The following is an 18,027-nucleotide window of genomic DNA, read 5'->3' on the forward strand; positions in this document are numbered from 1 at the left end:
ATATGAGTTGCAATCATGCAATACAAGAAATATTGCTCGACGGAATAGACTTAAAAAAACATTTTGCTTATTAAATAGCTATATACTTGGACGATGGACCATCAGAAAATGTGCGAACCTCGGCAGCACCTGAGCGCTACATTTTCGATGCGCCCTGAGTGCATCAGAAATGGTCAGGGCTAGGCGCGGCGCCGAAGACAGTACGCAAGTACGGCGAGGCGCTGCAACAACGCCATGGACATTTCTGATGTGCTCACATCTCGTTCCGAGTCATCCTGGAGAAGCTATACATGCCCGCACCGATCATCCCCCTTGACGCCAACAAGGACGATCACGACGACCTGGTATTCCTCGATGAGCAACCAGCGCCGCCGCTGGCCGTCGCACCGCGCAGCGTCTGGCGGGTGATGATCATCGACGACGATGAAGACGTCCACTCCACCACCACTTTCGCCCTGGGCAACCTGGAAATGCAGCACCGCCCGTTGGAATTCGTGCATGCGTATTCAGCCGGCCAGGCGCGCGAACTGCTCAAGCATGAAGACGACATCGCCGTCATCCTGCTCGACGTGGTGATGGAACAGGATGACGCGGGCCTGCACCTGGTGCGCTACATCCGCGAAACCCTGAAAATGACGGACGTGCGCATCATCCTGCGCACGGGCCAGCCCGGCTATGCGCCGGAAATCGACGCCATCCGCGATTTCGACATCAACGACTACAAGACCAAGTCCGAATTGACGCGCATCAAGCTGTTTACCACGGTGACGGCCGCCATCCGCTCGTACGAACAGATCCGTTCGATCAGCAGCAGCCGGCGCGGCCTGGACCGTATCGTCCACGCCAGCACGCAGCTGATGGCGCTGCATGGCGTGCAGAATTTCTCGGCCGGCGTGCTGGCGCAGATCGCCGACCTTCTGGGCATCCGCGCCGACGGCGTGCTGTGCGTGCAGGACTTGCAGGACAACGGCTCCCGCGAACTGCTCGTCTCGGCCTGCACGGGCAGCTTTTCCAGCTTGCCGCACAGCGCCCTGTGCGGCCTGCAAAATCCCCGCGTGATGGCCGCCATCGAACACACGCTGGCGCAACGGCGCAATGTGTACGCGCATGACTACGCCACCCTGTACTTCGCGGGCAAGGCCAGCCGCGACGCGGCCGCCTACCTGGTGCTGCCGCGCCCCCTGTCGGCCATCGATGAAAGCCTGCTGGAAGTCTTCTGCAGCAATGTCGCCGTGGGCCTGGACAACGTCGAGCTGGTGTCGCACCTGCACAACGCCGCCTTCTACGATCAATTGTCGAAGCTGCCCAACCGCACGCGCCTGGTGGAAATCCTCGACGCCACCCTGGCCGGCCCCGCGCGCGACGACGCCACCCTGTCGCTGGTGGACCTCGACCATTTTGCCGAAACCAACGACGCGCTGGGCCACCAGTTCGGCGACATGCTGCTGGTGGCCGTGGCGGGACGCCTGCAAACCCAGCTGGGCCCGCAACTGACGGTGGCGCGCCTCGGCGGCGACATCTTCTGCGTGCTGGGCGACTCGTCGCAAGTCAATCCGACCAATATCCTGGCCCTGTTCCAGGCGCCGTTCAGCATCGATGGCCAGGACGTGCAATTGTCCGCCACCCTGGGCCTGGTGCGGCTGGGCGAACACGCGGGCACGGGCGCCGATGCGCTGAAGGATGCCGATATCGCCCTGAAACGGGCGAAAAGCCAGCAGCGCGCCGGGCATTTCTACTTCTCGCGCAGCATGGGCATCGAAATCCGCGAACGAGTGCGCATGATGCACGCGCTGCGCACGGCTTTCAGCCAGGGCCAGCTGTTTGTCGTGTATCAGCCGCAGATCGACCTGACCACGCGCCGCCCCGTGGGCGCCGAAGCGCTGCTGCGCTGGCAGACGCCGGACGGCAAATTCATCTCGCCCGACCGCTTCATCCCGATTGCCGAGTATTCGGGCATCATCATCGACCTCGGCGAATGGGTGCTGCGCACGGCATGCCGCGAACTGGTGCTGCTGCGCGAGCAGGGCCACCGCAACTTCGTCATGTCCGTCAACGTGTCGCAAGTGCAGTTCCGCCACCCGCTGTTCCTGGAAATGTTGCGCGCGGCGCTGGAAGAGACGCAGGCGCCGCCCGAATTCATCGAGCTGGAAATCACGGAATCGATGGCTATGGAAGAGCCCGATTTATTGATCAAGATGTTGTGGCAGATCAAGCAAACGGGTGTGAGCATCGCCATCGACGACTTCGGCACAGGTTTTTCCTCGCTGTCCTATTTGCAGCGCCTGCAAGTCGACCGCCTGAAGATCGACCGCGCCTTCGTCACCGAGATCACGGGTTCCGCGCGCGGCAGCAGCATCGCCGAAATGGTCATCCAGCTGGGCCGCAACCTGGGCCTGGCCGTAATCGCGGAAGGCGTGGAAGACGAGCGGCAGGCGCAAATTTTGCAGGCGCTGGGCTGCCCCATGGCGCAAGGGTTCCTGTTCGCCCGCCCGATGACGGCCACGGCGCTGGGTACCTGGCTGAACAACGAAGCGCTGCAGGGCGCGGCATAGACGTCACATTGCATACGCAATGCAAAACGCCGGCAGTTGCCGGCGTTGTTTTTACTGGATGAGCGAAGCTTAATCAGTGGTTTCGGCCGGCCAGTCGCGGATATACGCTTTCAGCATCTGGTTTTCAAAGCTTTGCGCTTCGAGCACGGCGCGCGCCACGTCGTAGAAGGAAATGACGCCCAGCAAGGTCTTGGCGTTCATGACGGGCAGGTAGCGCGCGTGTTTTTCCAGCATGATGCGGCGCACTTCGTTGACTTCCGTATCCGGGGTCACGGTGATCGGGTGGTCATCCATGTGCTTGCGCACGGTGCCGCCGCCGATCTGGCCCGCGTTTTCATGCAGCGCGTTGAGTACTTCGCGGAAGGTCAGCATGCCGACCAGGTCGCCAAATTCCATGACCACCAGCGAACCGATGTCCTTTTCAGCCATGGTATTGGCCGCGTCAAGCAGGGGCTGGTCAGGCGTGACCGTGTAGAGGATATTGCCCTTGACTTGGAGAATTTCAGATACTTTCATATTGGCCGTCCTGTCCGCGTGATTGGTATTTTAGTTATTCTAGCCCTTACTGCGACTGTAGCCTATGCCTGCGGAAAAATCCAGCCTTGCGCGCAATCAAATCGCGGGGGATTGCGCGCACCTTTTCGTTACGCTCTGCGGCGGAACCAGCCGGCGATGGACAGGCGTTCGCGCGCCGTCGGCAACACTTCGTGCAGCATCTCGCCCGACATGAACATGGCCATGCGTCCCGCTTGCGGCAAGACGTCCACCACGGGCCCGCCCTGCGGATGCAGGCGCAGGGCGCCGCCGTGCTCTGGCAGCCAGTCCTCGTTCAGGTACAGCACGACGGACACGGTGCGCTTGTCGTCATCGCGGAAACGGTCCAGATGGGCACGGTAAAAGGCGCCCGGTGCGTACAGGGCGAAATGGCTTTCGTACTCTTCCAGCCCCAGGAACAGCTCGCGGTTGAGCACGCAGCGCAGCGCTTCCATGTGTTCCAGGTAGCGGTCGCATGCCGCTGAGCGGCCCGTTTCCAGCCATTCGATATGGTCGCCGCGGATGTCCGGCTGCAGCAGCGGTGCATGGCCGCTGCCCACGCCGGCGCCCTTCATCTTGCCGCTGAGCATGGATTGCACGCATTCGGCGGCCAGCTGGCGGCTCAGTTCAGGGGAGATGAAATGCTCTTGCATGAGCCAGCCTGCGTGGCACAGGCCGTCGACGATAGAAGGTCCGGGTACGGCAAGGGCGCCGTCGAACGATATTGCGGGCATAAAATCTTTCCTGGTGGACATGCGATGAGAGTTCGCCTGAAGCCCAGGATTTCGCTGGAACGTAGCAGCCTTCCCTGCGGCGCGGCGCACGCGCACAAGTCAAACAGCCCGAATATCGCTGATCCGGTATCCTACCACCGCCGCACCGTGCCGGTCACTTTTTTTACACTGCAGGTTACACGCGCGGCCCGCCAGCACGGCGCCATGCGCCCTGCACAGGAGCCCTTTTGCTCAGCTGCAAATCAGGTTACGATCTTGCCACTATAAAACTTGGCGGAGACACCATGAGCGGCCCGAAATACCCCGGTTTCGATACTTTATCCCTGCATGCGGGCGCGGCGCCCGACCCGGCCACGGGCGCGCGCGCCACGCCCATCCATTTCACGTCCTCGTTTGCCTTCAAGAGTTCGGAACACGCGGCTTCGCTGTTCAATATGGAGCGGGCCGGCCACGTGTACTCGCGCATCTCGAATCCCACCAATGCCGTGCTGGAAGAGCGCATCGCCGCCCTCGAAGGGGGCGTAGCCGGCATCGCCACGTCCAGCGGCCAGGCCGCCATGCACCTTGGTTTATCTACCATCGCCGGCGCCGGCTCGCACGTCGTGGCCTCGCGCGCCCTGTACGGCGGCTCGCACAACCTGCTGGCCTACACCTTGAAACGCTTCGGCATCGAGACGACCTTCGTCGACCCGCGCGACGTGGACGCCTGGCGCGCCGCCATCCGGCCCTCTACCCGCGTGCTGTTTGCGGAAACCCTGGGCAATCCCGGCCTCGACGTGCTGAACATCCCCCAGATTGCCTCCCTGGCGCACGAACACCAGCTGCCGCTGATGCTCGATTCGACGTTTACCACCCCGTATTTGCTACGCCCCTTCGAGCATGGCGCCGACCTGGTGTTCCACTCGGCCACCAAATTCCTGTGCGGGCATGGCACGGCCATCGGCGGCTTGCTCGTCGATGGCGGCACCTTCGACTGGCAGGCGGCATACGACAAGACGGGGCGTTTCGCCGAACTGTGCGAGCCGTATGACGGCTTCCATGGCATGGTCTTCGCCGAGGAATCGACGGTGGCGCCGTTCGCCCTGCGCGCGCGGCGCGAAGGCTTGCGCGATTTCGGCGCCGTCATGAGCCCGCACAATGCCTTCGCCATCCTGCAAGGCATCGAAACCCTGGGCTTGCGCATGGACCGCCACGTGGCCAACACGCGCAAAATCATAGACTTTTTGCTGGCCAATCCAGCCGTCGAATCCGTGTCCTACCCCGAACTGCCGTCGCATCCCGACTATGAGCTGGCGAAAACCCTGCTGCCGAAAGGCGCGGGCGGCGTCTTCACCTTCAGGCTGCGCGGCGACCGCGCGGCCGGCCAGCGCTTTGTCGACAGCCTGAAGATCTTCTCGCACCTGGCCAACGTGGGCGACGCCAAGTCGCTCGTCATCCACCCCGCCTCCACCACGCATTTCCGCGTGCCCGACGATCAACTGGCGCAGGCGGGCATCACGCAGGGCACCATGCGTCTATCGGTAGGCCTGGAAGACGCCGATGATTTGATCGAAGACCTGGCCCGTGGCCTGAAACTGTCGCAGAAAGGCGCCTGAGATGCTGCTCACCATCGAGAACACCACGGCTTACTGCTACACAGGCGGCAAACCATTCAACCCGAGCCAGCCGACGGCCGTCTTCATCCACGGCGCGCAGAATGACCATTCCGTGTGGGCCCTGCAGACGCGCTATTTTGCCCACCACGGCTGGAACGTGCTGGCCGTCGATTTGCCGGGCCACGGCCGCAGCCTGGGCGCGGCGAAAACCACGGTGGAAGAGCTGGCGCGCTGGATACTGGCCATGCTGGATGCGGCCGGCGCGGCCAGGGCCATGCTGATCGGCCACAGCATGGGTTCATTGATCGCGCTGGAAGCAGCATTCCTGGCGCCCGGGCGTGTCAGCCACCTGGCCATGCTGGGCTCCACCTACCCGATGAAGGTCTCGCCGGCCCTTCTGGAAACGTCACTCAACGATGAACAGGCAGCCATCGACATGGTCAATATCTGGTCGCACTCGTCGATCGCGCAAAAGCCGTCGTTCCCCGGCCCCGGCTTTTATGCCATGGGCGGCGCGCGGCGTCTGAAACAGCGCATCGCCGCCCTCAACCCCGATCACGTGTTTCACACGGATTTTTTCGCCTGCAATACCTACGCGAACGGCGAAATCGCCGCCGCTTCGGTACACTGCCCGACTTTATTTATTTTTGGCGCGCGCGACATGATGACGCCGCCCAAATCGACCCGCTTGCTCACGTCTGCCATCGCGCATGGCACGGTGGTGCAGGTCGACAGCGGGCACGAATTGATGGCCGAGCAGCCGGACGCCGTGCTCGACGCGCTGTTTGCGTTTGCGCAAACGGCAGCAGCATAAGCACCCGCCACGCGGACTTTTTTAGGATAGACGAATGATGTTGTTGAATACCCTGCACGATGAATTGACTGGCCGCGGCAGCGGCACGGAAGCGGAGCGGCACGAACGCTATAAATGGCTGGAACAGCTGCGCTTCACTAACCCGCTGGCGGACGAAGGCGGTCCCATGGCCGGCATTCCATACTACCAATGGTGCCGGCTGCCGCAGGCGCTCGTCGTGGCGGGCCAGCACACGGATCTGCTGGTCGGCACCACGAGCTCCCAGTACCTGGTCTTCGAGGGCCGCCACGCGGCAGCCTTCGCGGCCGAACTGGACCTGCAATACGACGCCAACAACCGCATCGACCGCCCCGGCGGCCTCGACGAACTGCTCGACGCCTATGAAGAGCAGGAGGACGGCAGCTGGGCGACCTTGCCGAATGAACCGCCAGCGGCACCGCTGGCCGGCTGGGACGATGTGTACTTCCGCGTGCGCGACCTGAGCGACGGCAGGACCATCCAGAGCGTGACCACCATCGCCTACGAGAGCAGCCGCTTCCCTGACTACACCCTGCTGGGCACGACCTTTGTGGGCGTCGGCGCCATCGTCCACGACGACGAAACGGCGCAGTATATGCAGCAAATCTTCGCCGACTGGGCCATCCAGCGCGAATGTGCCGCCACCTGCCCGGTTTCATCCACGCCCTGGCCCCACGCGCCGCGCCAGGTGCCGCCCGCCCCGTTCGACTTTAGCCGCAATCTCGCTTACCTCGACGCCCTGCTGGCCGCCTACGGGCGCGCGCAGGCGCAGGCGGAAATCGATGGCGGCGATGATGCCTACTGGGCGTGCGCCGCCGCCAGCACGGCTTACCAGGTCTTCTCGCTGCGCTACACGGCAGGCTTGCCCTTGCCTGACGTGGAACCGGCGCTGGAAACGGCCGTCGCCGCCTGCGAAACGGCGCGCGCCGCCCTGGCCGCAGCCTACGATGACGATGCCTTGCCCGCCTTTGATTTCGAACAATTGACGGATTACGCGCGCACCCTGCAGTTGCTGGGCGCCGCCCTGCTGTTCGGCCGCCACGACCTGGCTGCCCGCCTGGCCGCCCTGCAGACGGCCTTCGATGGCGAAGACGCCGTGTACGAGGCGCTGCTGTCGACCATCGATCCCCAGCGTCCCGCCGTCGACGAATGGTATTTCGCAGAACCCTATTCAGCCCTGTTCGAGTGCCTGGATGCGGACGATCCCGCGCAGCAGCTGGAACACCTGCGGCAGTACCTGGCCAGCTGGCATGGCGCGCTGGTGCGCGAAGACTGGTTCAACGGCCATTTGCGCGCACACGGCCTGGGCGGCTACTACGGCTTGTGGGCCTTCGAAGCGGCTGCCGCGGCCAAACAGCTGGGCCTCGAACGCAGCGCGCTGGCGCACTGGGTCATGCCGCCATCGCCCTGAATCCCCCGTTCACTTTTAGACAAATATCAATGATCAACACTGCAGCCCTGTTCAGCACCACCTTCCTGCCCGGCCAGGCCGGCTTCGACACCGAGACGATCACGGGCCTGGCCGAATGGCGGCTGGACGTACCTACGCTGTTCAAGCTGCTCATCGGCGCCGGCACGCAAGCTGTCGCCTGGCCCATCTATGGCGATGGCGAAGACTGCGCCTGCGTGCTGGCCGCGCCGATGGCGCAGGCGCAGGCCAGCTGGCAAGCCTTGTCCGCGCTGATGGACAGGCCGCGCGACGCGGCCGCCATCGTCGCGCGCAGCGCCATCAGCGCCTTGCTGGCGAACGGCCAGCCATGGCTGATCCTCGACTACGTGCAGCTGATCCCGCACGATATCGGCACGCCGGAATACGCGGCCGGGCTCGAGGCCTTGCGCGCCGAGGCGCAAGCCTTGCACTCTGCCCTGCTGCGCGGCGAGCGGGAAGCGCTGGCGCCTCTGCTGGCCGCCGGCGCCGCATCGCCCGCCACCGGTTACTGGTCGGCCACGGCCGTCGCGCAGCTGGCCGATGTGGAGGAACTGGGCACGGACGAACTGCCTTTCCTGCAAGGCCTGGAAGTGGTGGGCTGGGAAGAAGATGTGCTGTGCCATGAAGTGAGCGCCGCCGGCGAACCGGACGTCACCGGCCTGGTCACGCCCTATGGCCGCTGGATCGTGCCGCTGTCGCAGCGCTATGTGGACCTGGGTGTGTACTATGCGGACGATGGCTGGATCACCTTTGCCACGGCGGACGCCCCCGATGCGCACGGCGTGCTGGACCTCAACGGCACGGTGGTGCTGCCGCCCGCCCCCGGCGCCCTGTATGTGATCAGCCCCCATCTGTTGCAGCAGATCGATGCGGACGGCGCCAGCCGCTTGCTGCACCTGCCCGACGGTGCGCTGCTCATCGACAGGGTGGATAACGTGTGCCAGCGCGAAGATGGCTTGATCGACATCGAGCGCCAGACAGACCAGACAGACCAGACAGACGATAACGCCAAGCGCAATGTGCACGGCGTGCTCGACAAGACGGGCAAGGTCGTGGTGCCGCCCGCCTACAGCTCCGTGCAGGATTTTGGCACGAAGAAAAAAATCGCCATCGTCAGCCAGCGCGTCGCCGGGCGCTTCCTGTTTGGCCTGGTCAATAGCCAGGGCGAGCTGCTGGCGCCCTGCCAGTATGAGGCCATCGATTGCGCCACCACCTCGTCGCCGCCCAAGCTGCGCAAGAACCTGATTTTCGCCATCGACGCGCAAGGTCTGGCCTGCATGCTGACGCTCGATGGAAAACAGGCCTTCACGCCCCTGTATCCGCCCGCCCACCATTTGCGCGGCGTGGCCGTGCAAAGCGACTTTTTATATGTCGTCAAGGATGGCATGGCCTGGAGCATGGATTTCACGGGCCAGTTGCTGGAGCAGTTCGACACCGTGGAAAACTTCAAGGCGGCGATCACGGCCCAACTGAGCGAGTCTATCGGCCTGGGCAAGAAAAAACCCGAGAAGAAGCCCGCCAAGCGCCGCAGCTTCACGCCCGCGCAAATCCTGGCCAAGGCGGACCGCGAGCAGTTGCGCAGCATGGCCGCCCTGCTCTTGCAAGGCGATGCGGAACTGGCCGCGCGTTGCGTGGACATCACTTTGGAAGAGCTGGCGCAGGACGATCCGGAAGAGGAATACGAAGGCGACTCGCCCGAGGCGGCCTGTTTCTTCCTGCTCTGGTCCACGGCCTCCCACACGCAGGGCCACGGCACCACCCTGGACTGGAAAGCCGTCGATGAAGTGCCCCGCATAGCCCAGCATATCGAGCTGTCCGCGCTGCAGGACTTCCGCTGGAAGGAACGCGAGGATGGCGATGCGATGGCCGAGGGCCTGGCCGCCATCGCCGCCCACCTGGCGCCGCACCAGCTGCGCCTGGTCAACATGCACGGCGGCGAAGACACGTATTATCTGGGCGTGGTGCGGGCGCAGGATGCGGCGGCGTTCAGCAAGGTGGCGCTGCAGGCGGCTTTGCGGCCCGTGCTGCTGTGATTTTTGCAAGACAAGGAATCCATGCACGCGAAAAAATTCATCGATGATGTCGTCGCATCCAATGCGTCGCTGCTGGCGCTATATGCGCAGGGAAGCGAGGGACAGACCCGGCTTGGCGCCCTGCTCGACGGGCTGGCACTGACCGAGGGCCAGCGCGAGCAAGTCCTGGCCCTGATCAAGCTGGCGATCGATGACGCCACATACCAGCTGGTGTGCGGCATCGAGGGCAGCGCCTCGCTCGGCGACAGCCAGCAGGATTACACCCTGCTCGACGAAGAGGGCAATACGCTGACGGGCGCGCTCGATGTCCTGCTGTACGAGCGGCTCAACCCCTGATTGCCCATCAGGCGCAGCGCACGTCCCCGAAATGCTGGGCCAAGGTCAGGCCCAGTCCCTGCTCCACGGCGTTTTCCACCTGCGCCGCCAGGGCGGCCGCTTCTTCTGCCGCCTTGATGTCGCGCTCATTCGTGGAACCGGCCGGGTAACCGGAGTTCACGCGCATGCCGCCGAAGACAAACAGGCGGTAGACGTCGGCCAGGCTGATACGGTTGACGTTGCCCAGCAAGACCCAGTGGTCGGAACTGTCGGCCACGCGCTTGCCCCACTGGACCCGCACGGCGCCATCCACGTTGACTCGTCCCACCCAGCCCTGCTGCACCATCTTGTCGAGCAGGGTTTCCATTTCTTCGAAGCCCAGACGCGTGCTGCGGCGAATTTCCGCCGCACCGACCAGGGCCGAATCGGCGCAGTGACAGGCCTGGTGCAGCACCTTCAGGATGGCGACGGCGTCGACGAATTCACTGCCCGGCGCCGCCTCGTACCACCAGCGCTCATATTTCACGACGGGCAAGGCTGCCACCAGCAAGGCGCCCACCAGGGTGATCATCCAGCTCAGGTAAATCCATACGAGGAACAGCGGCAAGGCGGCCAGTGCGCCGTAGATGCGCGAATACGTGGGGAATTCCTGGATGAATTCGCCGAAGCCCCGCTTGGCCACCTCGAACGCCAGCGCCGCCAGCAAGCCGCCCCAGGCCGCGTCGCGCCAGTCCACGTCGCGGTTCGGCACGGCGATGTACAGCAAGGTAAACGCCAGCATGGTCAGGCCGATCGACACCAGGGTATAAAACACGGCGCCGAGGAATGGCACGGCGCCCACCACGCCGCTGGTGGCCATGAAGAGGCGCGAGGTCACCGTCAGCGACACGCCCACCAGCAGCGGTCCCAGGGTGACGATGGCCCAGTAAACCAGCAGACGTTTGGTCCAGCGACGTTCCTGGCGCACGCGCCAGATGCGGTTGAAGACGCGCTCGATCAAGCCCATCATGCCCACCGACGTGACGATCAGTGCGCCCGCGCCGATGGCCGACAGGCGCGTGGCCTTCGAGGCGAACGTGGTCAGATAATCGAGGATGGTGTTCGATATGCCCTTGGGCATCACGCTTTGCACGAAATAATCTTCCAGCGCATGGCGGAAGGTATTGAATAGCGGGAAAGTGGTGAAGATGGCCAGGGCCAGGGTGAGCAGCGGCACCAGCGCGAACACGGTGGCGAATGTCAGGCTGCCGGCCACTTGCGGCAGGCTTTCCTCGCGCACGCGGCGGCGCGCGAACTGCAGCAGGTCGCGCGTTTCGGACCAGGTCAGGCCGCGCACGACGGCCAGCCCGATGCTCAGGGCGCGCCACAGGTATTGGAAGAACGGGAATATATATTTTGAAAACATGTGCAAAATCAGAACGGCGCCATGACAGCAGTCGTATCAGGCTGTAAAGCGCCCTATAATACCAATGATGAAGCCAACCAATCTGATTATTCTCGTATTGTTTTATTCACGCCATGGCGCCACGCGCCAGTTGGCCGAGCTGATAGCCCAAGGAGTGGAAAGCGTGCCGGGCTGCGATGCGCGCCTGCGCACCGTGCCCGCCGTCTCGACAGTGACGGAGGCGACGGCGCCGGAAGTGCCGCTTGACGGCGCACCCTACGTGGAACTGGAAGACTTGCAGGAGTGCGCAGGCCTGGCCCTGGGTTCGCCCACGCGCTTCGGCAACATGGCCGCCGCCATGAAGTACTTCTGGGACGGCACGGCCAGCGACTGGCTGGCCGGCAGCCTGTCCGGCAAGCCCGCCTGCGTGTTCACGTCCACGGGCAGCCTGCATGGCGGCCAGGAATCGACCCTGCTGTCGATGATGATCCCCCTTTTCCACCACGGCATGCTGGTCATGGGCCTGCCCTACACGCATCCCGAACTGATGACAACATCGACCGGCGGCTCGCCTTATGGCGCCACACACTGGTCGGGAATCGATGGCGACAAGGCCTTGAGCGAGGATGAAAAACGCCTGGCCATCGCCCTGGGCCGGCGCCTGGCGGAAAACGCCGCGAAACTGGCAGGCGCATGATGCACGGCGCACTGCACAAATATTTTCACTGGGGCGCCATCGCCAGCCTCGTCACCCTGATCGTCTGGTGCGTGCTGTGGGAAACCGTCGTCGCACCGCTGCAGCCGGGCGGCTCCTGGGTCGTCCTGAAGGCGGCGCCCCTGCTCATTCCCCTGTACGGCGTCATCAAGCGCGACGTCTACACCCTGCAATGGTCGTCGATGGTGATCCTGCTGTACTTCACGGAAGGCGTGGTGCGCGGCTACAGCGACACGAACCCCACCTCGGCCCTGATGGCCTGGGGCGAAGCGGCCATCGTCTGCATCTATTTTATCTGCGCCGTGCTGTATCTGCGCCCGTATAAAAAGGCCGCCAAGCGCATGGCTAGGGAACTGCTGGAAAAAGTGACGAAAGTGAGCATCAAAAAATGAGCGACAAGTCCATGACTGACCAAACAGATTTTCTCGCCGCCTGCCGCGACCTGCTCGGTGACGCCTACGTACTTACCCTGGATGCCGACACGGCGCCCTTCCTCACCGACTGGCGCGACCGTTTTACGGGCAAGGCCCTGGCCGTGCTGCGCCCCGCCACGGTGGAGCAGGTGGCCGGCGTGCTGCGCGCCTGCGCGCAATGGCAGATTCCCGTCGTGCCGCAAGGCGGCAACACGGGCCTGGTCCTGGGCAGCATCCCGGATGCGGCCGGCACGGCCATCGTGCTGTCGCTGGCGCGCCTGAACAGCATCCGCGCGCTCGACCCCGTCAACCGCACCATCACGGTGGACGCGGGCTGCATTTTGCAAACCATCCAGGAAGCGGCCAGCGCCGCCGGCTGTCTGTTCCCCCTGTCGCTGGCGGCCGAGGGCAGTTGCACCATCGGCGGCAACCTGGCGACGAACGCAGGCGGCACGGCCGTGCTGCGCTACGGCAATACGCGCGAGCTGTGCCTGGGCCTGGAAGTGGTTACGCCGCAAGGCGAGATCTGGAGCGGCTTGCGCGGCTTGCGCAAGGACAATACCGGCTACGATTTGCGCGACCTGTACATCGGCGCCGAAGGCACCTTGGGGGTCATTACCGGCGCGGTGATGAAACTGTACCCGCAGCCGAAAGCCTGCATCACGGCGCTGGCCGCCATGCCCTCGCCCGCCCACGCCCTGCGTTTATTAAGCCTGATGCAGGACCATTGCGGCGCCAGCCTGACGGGTTTTGAATTGATGTCGCAATACTGTTTGCAACTGGTGGCGGAACAGTTCCCGCAGCTGTCGCGGCCTTTCGCCGAGCCGCATGGCCAATATGTGCTGCTCGAATTATCCAGCAGCCAGTCCGAGGCGCACGCCGTCGAATTGCTGGAAGCGAGCATCGGCGCGGCGCTGGAAGATGAGTTGATCGAGGACGCCGTCGTCGCCAGTTCCGTGGCGCAGTCCGAGGGACTATGGCAGCTGCGCGAGCACATCCCGCTGGCGCAGGCGCAGGCGGGCAAGAACATCAAGCACGATATCTCGCTGCCGATTTCCTGCATCGCCGATTTCATCAGCGTCACGGATGCCGCATTGGCAACGGCCTTCCCCGGCTGCCAGCTCGTGTGCTTCGGCCACCTGGGTGACGGCAACCTGCATTACAACGTGGCGCCGCCCGCCGGCATGACGGACCGTGACTTCCTGGCCAACCAGGATGCCATCAACCGCATCGTGCACGACCAGGTCCACGCATTTGGTGGTTCCATCTCGGCCGAACACGGTATCGGCGCCCTGAAAAAGGACGACCTGGCGCGTTATAAATCGCCGCTGGAACTGCAGCTGATGCGCGCCGTGAAGCAGGCGCTGGACCCGCAGAACATCATGAATCCGGGGAAGATATTGTGAAGTCGCCATCCATCCTGCTATGCACCATGGCCTTGCTGACCGGTTCCGCCAGTGCGCAGGACGTCTACAAATGCGTGAAGGATGGCCAGACCAGCTATAGCGCCACGCCATGCACGGGCGGCCAGCTGCAAATCCTGGAGGTGCCCGCACCCCCGCCTGCCGTCGACAAGGGCGCGGCCACGCGCCAGGAGCGGGTGGCGAGCCAGCTGGAAGCGGCACGCAAGAAACAGGAAAAACTGGAAGACCAGGCGCGCGAGCAGGCCGCCAAGCAGCTTGAGGCGCGCGACAAGCACTGCGCGCAGCTGCGCCTGGAACAGAAATGGGCGGCGCAAGACGCCGTCGGCGCGGGCGACAAGAACCGCGATGCGGCCCAATTGAAAGCGCGGCGCGCCGGCGAACGCCTGGCCGTCGAATGCTTGAATTGAGTGCGCCGGCAGCAAATCCCGCGGGCACGCGCCTGCTGTCGCGCTGGCTGCTGCTGGGAGAGTGGCGCGCGCATCCCGTGCGCGCCCTCGTCGCCATCCTCGCCATCGCCATCGGCGTGTCGCTGGGCTTTGCCATCCATCTGATCAACGCGGCCGCCTTCAACGAATTTTCCACGGCCGTCAAAAGCCTGTCCGGCCAGGCCGATGTGCAGGTGGCGGGGCGCGAAGCGCTGTTCGACGAATCCATCTACCCGTGGCTGGCGCAGCACGACGGCGTGGCCGTCGCTTCGCCCGTGCTGGAACTGCAAGCCACGGTGGCCGGCAAGAAGGACGGCGGCCCGCTGCACATCCTGGCGCTCGACGTGTTCCGCGCCGGCTTCATCTCGCCCGACCTGATCGGCGCACCCGCCGAAGGCCAGCCTTTCGACACCCTGGCCGACGACGCCGTCTTTCTGTCGCCAGCCGCCTTGCGCTGGCTGGCTGTCGCCGAAGGCGGCCAGGTGGCCCTGCAATCGGGCACGGGCACGGTAGCGCTGCGCGTGGCCGGTTCGCTGCAGCGGGCGCGCGCCGGCCAGCGCATCGCCGTGATGGATATCGGCGCGGCGCAGTGGCGCTTCAACAAGGTGGGCAAGCTGTCGCGCATCGACTTGAAACTGCGCCAGGGCGTGAACCGCGACGCCTTCCAGGCGGATCTCGCGCGCACACTGGAAGCGCAGTATCCGGGCCGTTTCCAGGTGGGCCAGCCGAATGACGAAAACCAGAATAGCCGCAACAATAACCTCAGCCGCGCCTACCGAGTCAACCTGACGGTGCTGGCACTCGTCGCCCTGTTTACGGGCGCCTTTTTGGTCTTTTCCACGCAGGCGCTATCCGTCATCCGCCGCCGCGGACAGTTCGCGCTGCTGCGCGTGCTGGGGATGGAACGGGGCACACTGCTGCGCCAGGTGCTGCTGGAAGGCGCCAGCCTCGGTATCGTCGGTGCGGCGCTGGGCATCGCCGGCGGTTATGCCATGGCGGCCGTCGCCCTGCGCTTCTTCGGCGGCGACCTGGGCGCAGGCTATTTCGCGGGCGTGCAGCCGCAGGTGCAGTTCACGCCCGTCGCCGCCTTCGTGTATTTTGCCCTGGGCCTCGGTGTCGCCTTGCTGGGTTGCGCCGCGCCCGCGCTGGAAGCGGCGCGCGCGGCCCCCGCCATCGCCCTGAAATCAGGCAGCGAAGAAGTGGTGACGACGCGCCTGGCCAAGACCTGGCCTGCGCTGGCTTGTCTGCTGCTGGCCGGCGCCTTGACGTTCCTGCCGCCCGTGTTCGAACTGCCCCTGTTCGGCTATCTATCCATCGCCCTGCTGCTGATCGGCGCCATCGCCCTGATGCCGCAGCTGGCCGCCGTCGTCTTCCGCTTCCTGCAGCGCGCCTGGCTGCGCACGGACACCAGCGCGCACGCGCCCGTGCGCAGCCTGACCCTGGCCCGCCTGGCGAACGCCTCGGGCCAGGCCGGCATCGCCCTCGGTGGCGTGCTGTCGAGCTTTAGCCTGATGGTGGCAATGGCCATCATGGTGTCGAGTTTCCGCGTTTCCGTCGACGACTGGCTGCTGCAGATCTTGCCGGCCGACGTGTATGCGCGCACGACCGCCAGCGCTGGCACGGCAGGCTTGAATCCGCGCGAACAGGCCAGCATCACCGCCCTGCCCGAGGTGGCCAGGGTGGATTTCCAGCGCGTGCGTTCGCTGTCGCTGGCGCCGGACCGCCCGAACGTGGCGCTGCTGGCGCGCCCCGTCAACCTGGCCGATCCGGGCAAGAGCATGGTGCTGGTGGGCGACACGCTGCCCGTGCCAGCGGGCGCGAAACCTGTCTGGCTGTCCGAAGCGGCGGCCGACCTGTACAACGTCAAACCGGGCCAGCAGATCGCCCTGCCGCTGGCGGGCGGCCTGCACACCTTCTTTGTCGCCGGCATCTGGCGCGACTACGCGCGCTCGTCCGGCGCCATCCAGATGCCGCTGGACGACTACCGCGCGCTGACCGGCGACCTCGATGTCAGCGACGCGGCCCTGTGGCTGGCCAAGGATGCCACGGGCGACGCGCTGCAGCAACGCCTGAAAGCGCTGCCGTTTGGCGCCAGCCTGGAAGTGTCGAATCCTTCGGCCATCCGCGCCCTGAGCCTGCAGATTTTCGACCGCAGCTTCGCCGTCACGTATTTATTGGAAGCCATCGCCATCGTCATCGGCCTGTTCGGCGTGGCCGCCACGTTCTCGGCGCAGACCCTGGCGCGCGCCCGCGAATTCGGCATGCTGCGCCACGTGGGCGTGACGCGCGGGCAAATCTTGTCCATCCTAGCGATCGAAGGCGGCGCGCTGACGGCGCTGGGCATCGCCACCGGTTTTATCCTCGGCCTGTTGATCAGCTTTGTGCTCGTCTTCATCGTCAATCCGCAATCGTTCCACTGGACCATGCAGCTGCACCTGCCGTGGCCCTTGATCGCCACCGTGGCCGCCGCCCTGCTGACGGCGGCCGCCCTCACAGCCCTCATCGCGGGCCGCCAAGCCCTGTCCGCTGGCCCCATCCGCGCCGTCAGGGAGGACTGGTAATGCGCCGTTTGACTCTTTTACTCGCGTTCTGCAGCGCCGCCGCCATCGCCGCGCCGCCCACCTTCGCCCCCGTCACGCCACTGCCGGCCGGCCAGACCCTGCGCCTGCCGCACGACTTCGGCGCCCATCCCGCGTACAAAACGGAATGGTGGTACGCCACGGGCTGGGTAAAAACCGCCGGCGGCGAACAACTGGGCTACCAGGTGACCTTCTTTCGCAGCGCCACGGCCACCGATGCGGACAACCCCAGCGCCTTTGCACCCAAGCAGCTGATCATCGGCCATGCGGCCCTGTCCGACCCCAAGGTGGGCAAGCTGCTGCACGACGAGAAAAGCGCGCGCGAGGGCTTCGGCCTGGCCTACGCCAAGGTGGGCAACACGGACGTGAAGCTCGACGACTGGCGCATGCAGCGGCAGGCGGACGGCAGCTACCGGGTCAGCCTGGCCGCGCGCGAATTCAACTTGCAGCTGACCCTCGCCCCCACGCAGCCCGTGCTGCTGCAGGGCGAAGGCGGCTACTCGCGCAAGGGCGCGCGGCCCGCGCAATCGAGTTACTACTACAGCGAGCCGCAGCTTGCCACCCGCGGCACGATCGCGCGCGCGGGCGGCAAGCCGGAAGCCGTGACGGGCACCACCTGGCTCGATCACGAGTGGTCCAGCCAGGTGCTCGATGCGGACGCCAGCGGCTGGAACTGGATAGGCGCCAACCTCGACGACGGCGGCGCCCTGATGGCCTTCCAGATCCGCAGCAAGACAGGTGCTAAACTATGGGCGCACGCGACATGGCGCGATGCGTCCGGTAAGATGACGCAGTTCGCGCCCGGCGACGTCGATTTCACGCCCACGCAGCTGTGGCGCTCGCCCCGCACGCAGGCCGAATACCCGGTCGCCACCGAGATCCGCACGGGCGCCACGCGCTGGCACATCAAGCCTTTGCAGCCGGACCAGGAACTCGATTCGCGCCGCTCGACGGGCGCCGTGTACTGGGAAGGCGCCGTGACGGTGGAGCGCGACGGCCAGCCGGTCGGTCGCGCCTACCTGGAAATGACGGGCTACGTGCAGCCGATGAAGTTATAAGCAGT

At 64.9% G+C, this 18,027-nt stretch carries 15 protein-coding genes; 12 read left to right on the forward strand and 3 right to left on the reverse strand.

What is annotated here, in order from left to right; translation table 11 throughout:
* The first annotated feature begins 290 nt into the window (after positions 1–290).
* Complete coding sequence (locus tag AC3IQ7_RS18030) at positions 291–2,552, forward strand: putative bifunctional diguanylate cyclase/phosphodiesterase (RefSeq protein ID WP_489206892.1); 2,262 nt, start codon at positions 291–293, stop codon at positions 2,550–2,552.
* A 69-nt stretch (positions 2,553–2,621) separates the two neighbouring features.
* Here the strand turns inward: AC3IQ7_RS18030 and AC3IQ7_RS18035 are convergent, their stop codons facing one another.
* Both AC3IQ7_RS18035 and AC3IQ7_RS18040 read right to left on the reverse strand, forming a co-directional pair.
* Positions 2,622–3,068, reverse strand: a complete 447-nt coding sequence (locus AC3IQ7_RS18035) for a CBS domain-containing protein (protein WP_010398828.1) — start codon at positions 3,066–3,068, stop codon at positions 2,622–2,624.
* 128 nt (positions 3,069–3,196) lie between these two features.
* Positions 3,197–3,820, reverse strand: coding sequence for a 2OG-Fe(II) oxygenase (locus AC3IQ7_RS18040; RefSeq protein ID WP_489206893.1), 624 nt, complete (start codon positions 3,818–3,820; stop codon positions 3,197–3,199).
* A gap of 284 nt (positions 3,821–4,104) precedes the next feature.
* On the opposite strand from AC3IQ7_RS18040, the gene AC3IQ7_RS18045 reads away from it, so the two are divergent.
* From AC3IQ7_RS18045 to AC3IQ7_RS18065, 5 genes are read left to right on the forward strand one after another with little or no spacing between them, the layout of a single operon-like run.
* A complete protein-coding gene (locus tag AC3IQ7_RS18045; protein ID WP_489206894.1) occupies positions 4,105–5,415 on the forward strand; it encodes an O-acetylhomoserine aminocarboxypropyltransferase in 1,311 nt (436 codons plus the stop codon).
* A gap of 1 nt (position 5,416) precedes the next feature.
* Positions 5,417–6,229, forward strand: a complete 813-nt coding sequence (locus AC3IQ7_RS18050) for an alpha/beta fold hydrolase (protein WP_489206895.1) — start codon at positions 5,417–5,419, stop codon at positions 6,227–6,229.
* A 34-nt stretch (positions 6,230–6,263) separates the two neighbouring features.
* A complete protein-coding gene (locus AC3IQ7_RS18055) occupies positions 6,264–7,658 on the forward strand; it encodes a PoNe immunity protein domain-containing protein (RefSeq protein WP_489206896.1) in 1,395 nt (464 codons plus the stop codon).
* 29 nt (positions 7,659–7,687) lie between these two features.
* Entirely contained in the window at positions 7,688–9,709 is a 2,022-nt protein-coding gene (locus AC3IQ7_RS18060) for a DUF6630 family protein (protein WP_489206897.1), read from the forward strand.
* Positions 9,710–9,730: 21 nt separating this feature from the next.
* Positions 9,731–10,045 carry a hypothetical protein gene (locus AC3IQ7_RS18065; RefSeq protein ID WP_489206898.1) on the forward strand — a complete coding sequence of 105 codons (315 nt, stop codon included), beginning with the start codon at positions 9,731–9,733 and terminating at the stop codon, positions 10,043–10,045.
* Between the two features lie 7 nt (positions 10,046–10,052).
* Here AC3IQ7_RS18065 and AC3IQ7_RS18070 read toward each other — a convergent pair whose 3' ends face one another.
* Positions 10,053–11,429: a YihY family inner membrane protein gene (locus tag AC3IQ7_RS18070; protein ID WP_489206899.1), complete on the reverse strand. Its 1,377-nt coding sequence runs from the start codon at positions 11,427–11,429 to the stop codon at positions 10,053–10,055.
* A 67-nt stretch (positions 11,430–11,496) separates the two neighbouring features.
* Between AC3IQ7_RS18070 and wrbA the strand changes: the two genes are divergently transcribed.
* From wrbA to AC3IQ7_RS18100, 6 genes are read left to right on the forward strand one after another with little or no spacing between them, the layout of a single operon-like run.
* The gene (wrbA, locus tag AC3IQ7_RS18075) at positions 11,497–12,105 is read left to right on the forward strand and encodes an NAD(P)H:quinone oxidoreductase (protein ID WP_099377573.1); all 609 of its coding nucleotides are present in this window, start codon (positions 11,497–11,499) and stop codon (positions 12,103–12,105) included.
* A complete protein-coding gene (locus AC3IQ7_RS18080) occupies positions 12,105–12,515 on the forward strand; it encodes a DUF2069 domain-containing protein (RefSeq protein ID WP_489210478.1) in 411 nt (136 codons plus the stop codon). Before wrbA ends, AC3IQ7_RS18080 begins: the two co-directional genes overlap by 1 nt.
* Positions 12,516–12,526: 11 nt before the next feature.
* Positions 12,527–13,942 carry an FAD-binding oxidoreductase gene (locus tag AC3IQ7_RS18085; protein ID WP_489206900.1) on the forward strand — a complete coding sequence of 472 codons (1,416 nt, stop codon included), beginning with the start codon at positions 12,527–12,529 and terminating at the stop codon, positions 13,940–13,942.
* Positions 13,939–14,367, forward strand: a complete 429-nt coding sequence (locus AC3IQ7_RS18090; protein ID WP_489206901.1) for a DUF4124 domain-containing protein — start codon at positions 13,939–13,941, stop codon at positions 14,365–14,367. The genes AC3IQ7_RS18085 and AC3IQ7_RS18090 overlap by 4 nt, the downstream gene beginning before the upstream one ends.
* The gene (locus AC3IQ7_RS18095) at positions 14,355–16,946 is read left to right on the forward strand and encodes an FtsX-like permease family protein (protein ID WP_489206902.1); all 2,592 of its coding nucleotides are present in this window, start codon (positions 14,355–14,357) and stop codon (positions 16,944–16,946) included. The genes AC3IQ7_RS18090 and AC3IQ7_RS18095 overlap by 13 nt, the downstream gene beginning before the upstream one ends.
* On the forward strand, positions 16,946–18,022 hold the full coding sequence (locus AC3IQ7_RS18100; protein WP_489206903.1) for a lipocalin-like domain-containing protein: 1,077 nt from the start codon (positions 16,946–16,948) through the stop codon (positions 18,020–18,022). The genes AC3IQ7_RS18095 and AC3IQ7_RS18100 overlap by 1 nt, the downstream gene beginning before the upstream one ends.
* The last annotated feature ends 5 nt before the right edge of the window (positions 18,023–18,027 follow it).

This window comes from Janthinobacterium sp. GL_088 (genome assembly GCF_057837845.1).

Coding starts and splice junctions, on each gene's coding strand:
- AC3IQ7_RS18070 (WP_489206899.1), bottom strand. CDS start 11,429: ATGTTTTCAAAATATATATTCCCGTTCTTCCAATACCTGTGGCGCGCC.
- AC3IQ7_RS18045 (WP_489206894.1), top strand. CDS start 4,105: ATGAGCGGCCCGAAATACCCCGGTTTCGATACTTTATCCCTGCATGCG.
- AC3IQ7_RS18050 (WP_489206895.1), top strand. CDS start 5,417: ATGCTGCTCACCATCGAGAACACCACGGCTTACTGCTACACAGGCGGC.
- AC3IQ7_RS18085 (WP_489206900.1), top strand. CDS start 12,527: ATGACTGACCAAACAGATTTTCTCGCCGCCTGCCGCGACCTGCTCGGT.
- AC3IQ7_RS18095 (WP_489206902.1), top strand. CDS start 14,355: ATGCTTGAATTGAGTGCGCCGGCAGCAAATCCCGCGGGCACGCGCCTG.
- AC3IQ7_RS18040 (WP_489206893.1), bottom strand. CDS start 3,820: ATGCCCGCAATATCGTTCGACGGCGCCCTTGCCGTACCCGGACCTTCT.
- AC3IQ7_RS18065 (WP_489206898.1), top strand. CDS start 9,731: ATGCACGCGAAAAAATTCATCGATGATGTCGTCGCATCCAATGCGTCG.
- AC3IQ7_RS18030 (WP_489206892.1), top strand. CDS start 291: ATGCCCGCACCGATCATCCCCCTTGACGCCAACAAGGACGATCACGAC.
- AC3IQ7_RS18080 (WP_489210478.1), top strand. CDS start 12,105: ATGCACGGCGCACTGCACAAATATTTTCACTGGGGCGCCATCGCCAGC.
- AC3IQ7_RS18035 (WP_010398828.1), bottom strand. CDS start 3,068: ATGAAAGTATCTGAAATTCTCCAAGTCAAGGGCAATATCCTCTACACG.
- AC3IQ7_RS18100 (WP_489206903.1), top strand. CDS start 16,946: ATGCGCCGTTTGACTCTTTTACTCGCGTTCTGCAGCGCCGCCGCCATC.
- AC3IQ7_RS18060 (WP_489206897.1), top strand. CDS start 7,688: ATGATCAACACTGCAGCCCTGTTCAGCACCACCTTCCTGCCCGGCCAG.
- wrbA (WP_099377573.1), top strand. CDS start 11,497: ATGAAGCCAACCAATCTGATTATTCTCGTATTGTTTTATTCACGCCAT.
- AC3IQ7_RS18055 (WP_489206896.1), top strand. CDS start 6,264: ATGATGTTGTTGAATACCCTGCACGATGAATTGACTGGCCGCGGCAGC.